Annotated in this window: 5 protein-coding genes and 1 pseudogene; 3 read left to right on the forward strand and 3 right to left on the reverse strand. The window is 75.5% G+C overall.

The annotated features are described in order from the left end of the window. Window positions 1-144 precede the first annotated feature (144 nt). The 3 genes from ACTZWW_RS22500 to nusB all read left to right on the forward strand — a co-directional run bounded on the left by ACTZWW_RS22500 (window position 145) and on the right by nusB (window position 1,698). Window positions 145-624, forward strand: a complete 480-nt coding sequence (locus ACTZWW_RS22500; RefSeq protein WP_444783200.1) for a GNAT family N-acetyltransferase — start codon at window positions 145-147, stop codon at window positions 622-624. A 96-nt stretch (window positions 625-720) separates the two neighbouring features. Beyond that, window positions 721-1,212, forward strand: a complete 492-nt coding sequence (gene ribH, locus ACTZWW_RS22505) for a 6,7-dimethyl-8-ribityllumazine synthase (RefSeq protein ID WP_444783201.1) — start codon at window positions 721-723, stop codon at window positions 1,210-1,212. 3 nt (window positions 1,213-1,215) lie between these two features. Further along, window positions 1,216-1,698: a transcription antitermination factor NusB gene (gene nusB / locus ACTZWW_RS22510; RefSeq protein WP_444783202.1), complete on the forward strand. Its 483-nt coding sequence runs from the start codon at window positions 1,216-1,218 to the stop codon at window positions 1,696-1,698. 28 nt (window positions 1,699-1,726) lie between these two features. Here nusB and ACTZWW_RS22515 read toward each other — a convergent pair whose 3' ends face one another. The 3 genes and pseudogenes from ACTZWW_RS22515 to ACTZWW_RS22525 all read right to left on the reverse strand — a co-directional run. Then, window positions 1,727-2,077 (reverse strand): hypothetical protein, encoded by a 351-nt coding sequence (locus ACTZWW_RS22515; protein ID WP_444783203.1) that lies wholly within the window; start codon window positions 2,075-2,077, stop codon window positions 1,727-1,729. A 79-nt stretch (window positions 2,078-2,156) separates the two neighbouring features. After that, complete coding sequence (locus ACTZWW_RS22520; RefSeq protein ID WP_444783204.1) at window positions 2,157-2,525, reverse strand: hypothetical protein; 369 nt, start codon at window positions 2,523-2,525, stop codon at window positions 2,157-2,159. After that, window positions 2,522-2,864, reverse strand: a pseudogene (locus ACTZWW_RS22525) (hypothetical protein); the annotation flags it as partial. The pseudogene ACTZWW_RS22525 and the gene ACTZWW_RS22520, both read right to left, overlap by 4 nt.

Here is a 2,864-nt window from a genome sequence, read left to right on the forward strand (position 1 = left end):
ACTGTCAACCACTCAACCGGTCCATTCCGTCAGGGATATATCCGGTCCGAACACCACCCCCGGCCCCTCCCCACGAGGGGGAGGGGAGCGCGTCTCGCTCGTCGCCAGGGGTATCCCATGTCTTTCAGTCGGTGAGCTCGCGCCATGACCCTCGCCATCCGCACCGCCGGCCCCGCCGATCGGGATGCCTGCGTCGCCCTGATCGATGTCCTCAACGCCCACGAGGCGACGCTCGTGGACGATCGGCTCACCACGCGGGCCGCAGCCGAGGCGGCCTACGCTGCCGCCGTCGAGCGGGTGGCGCGGACCAAGGGCCGCGTCCTGCTGGCGGAGGAGGACGGCCACCCCGTCGGGCTGCTCGTCTTCGTGATCGACGAGGAGCACCCCTACGTCCGCGAGGACGTGCGCCGCTACGGGCAGGTGGCCGACCTCGTCGTCGTCGAGGACGCGCGCGGGCGCGGGGTCGGGCGCGCGCTCCTCGCGGAGGCGGAGGCGCTCACGCGGGAGGCCGGATTGAAGCGTCTGGCCATCGGCGCGCTCGCGGCGAACGAGGGTGCGCTCGCCGCCTACCGGCGCGCCGGCTTCGGCGACTACCTGACGCTCCTCGTCAAGGACGTCTCCTGACGCGGCGACGCGCCTTCAGCGTTCCACTTGCCCTTCGCGCCCGCGCCCCTTAACTGAGGCGCCCGACCCGCCCTTCCGCGAACGAGACACCCCGCCATGGTCACCACGCATGCCGAGAGCCGCCCGCTCGCGCCCCTCCCGGGCGCGCGCGTCCTGATCGTGGAGGCGCGCTATTACGACGGCATCGCCGATGCGCTCCTGGAAGGCGCCCGTGCGGCCTGCGCGGCTGCGGGGACGGACCTCGACGTGCTCACCGTCGACGGCGCGCTCGAGATCCCCGCCTGCGTCGCGATCGCGCTCGACGCCGCCGCGGCCGCGGGGCGGCCCTACGAGGCGGTGGTGACGCTGGGCTGCGTCATCCGCGGGGAGACCGCGCATTTCGACATCGTCGCCTTCGAGAGCGCGCGGGCGCTGATGGACCTCTCGGTCGCCCGCAAGTTGCCGCTGGGCAACGGCATCCTCACGGTCGAGGACGAGGCGCAGGCGTGGGCGCGCGCCAGGGTCTCCGAGATGGACAAGGGCGGGGGCGCCGCGCGCGCCGCGCTCGGGCTCGCGGCGCTCGCGCGCCGCCTGCGCGGGGAGGCCTGAGCCATGGCCGACAAGGGCAAGCCCAACCGCGCCGCCGCCCGCGCCGCCGCCCGCCTCGCGGCCGTGCAGGCGCTCTACCAGATGGACGTCTCCGGCAAGGGCGTCGTCGACGCGCTCGCCGAGTTCGAGGCCCATTGGATCGGCCGCGAGGTCGAGGGCGTCGAGGCGGCTCCCTCCGACCTCGACTTCTTCCGCGACATTCTCCAGGGCGTCGTGCGCGAGCAGCGCCCCATCGACGTGAAGGTCGACACCGCGCTCGCGGCCAAGTGGCCCCTGAAGCGCGTCGAGGCCGTGCTGCGCGCCATCCTGCGCGCCGGCGCCTACGAGCTGATGTTCCGCAAGGACGTACCGGCCCGCGTGGCCATCACGGAATACGTCGACGTCGCCCACGGCTTCTACGGCGAGGACGAGCCGGGGCTGGTGAACGCCGTGCTCGACGCCGTGGCGCACGAGGTCCGCGCGGACGAGTTCACCAAGGCCCGCTGAGCCGGGCGGGTCACCGGGACGGCGGGTTCTACGGCGCCTGCGTCGTCGGCGCGAGGGCGACGACGCGCACCACGCGCGGTTCGCCGCCCGGGAGCGCCTGGCTGCACAGCGCGGATCGCTGCCGCCAGGGGCGCGGGTCGCAGGCCTGAGGACCCGGGGTCCCCTGCGCCGCCGTCGGCGTGCCGGCGGGCGCGACGGACGCGCTGGCGTCGGGCGTCGCTGCGCGCAGGACGAGCATCGTGAGGCCCGCGAGGGCCACCGCCGCCGCGAGACGCAGGAGGCGCTGCGGCCCGGCGCTTCGGCGGGCGTCGCGCACGGCGAAGGGGGCGGCCGGGAGAGGTCCGGGCAGGACGGCGAGGCGGTTGCGCGGGCGGTTCATGGCGGGCTCCGAGGGTGCGTGCCGGGGTCTCGGAGGCTTCGTCGGGACGGCGCGCGAAAAGGTTCGCTTCCGTCGGCTCCTACGTGCACAGCGGATAGGCGACGACCGGCAGGCCGGTCCAGAGCGTGGCGACGAGCGCCGCGAGCGTGAGGACGAGGGTCGCCCCGGCGACGAGCGCCGGCGTGCGGTCCTCTCCCTCCCCCGTGAGCCCCTTCGGCGGCAGCCCCCGGCGCGCCGCGAGGGCGAGCGCGGCGAGGAGGGCGACGTGCAGCGCCCAGGCGAGGACGAGGACGAGCCGCAGCGCGCTGGTCGGCCCGACCGCGCGCGCCTCCCATCCCCAGGCGCAGCCGAGCGCGTGCAGCCCGTAGAGCACGAGGAAGGCCGACGACCAGACGAGGAAGCCGGCGACGAGGCCGATCAGGCCGGCGGGGCGCGCGAAGACGCTCATCGCAGCACCTCCGGCGCGAGGAAGGCGACGGCGAGCGCCACGAGCCCCGTCGCCGCGGTGTAGAGCTGCCACAGGCCCGCGACCTCGATCGGCAGGCGCCGCACGCGCGAGGCGTAGCCGCGCAGAACCTGCGCGAGCGCGAACAGGCTCGCGACGAGGCCGATCACCACGTGCAGCGCGCCGTAGGCGACGAGCGCGCCGACGACCGCGTCGTGCGCGTGCGTGCTCGGGGAGAGGGCGCCGGCGGTCCAGGCGAGCGCCGCGAGCGCCGCGAGGCTCGCCGCCGCCGACAGGGCGAGGAGGCCGTCGCGCGCCATCGTGCCGAGCACGCCCCCGCGC

The sequence above is a fragment of the Salinarimonas sp. NSM genome (assembly GCF_052380005.1).
Classification (GTDB): Bacteria; Pseudomonadota; Alphaproteobacteria; order Rhizobiales; family Beijerinckiaceae; genus Salinarimonas.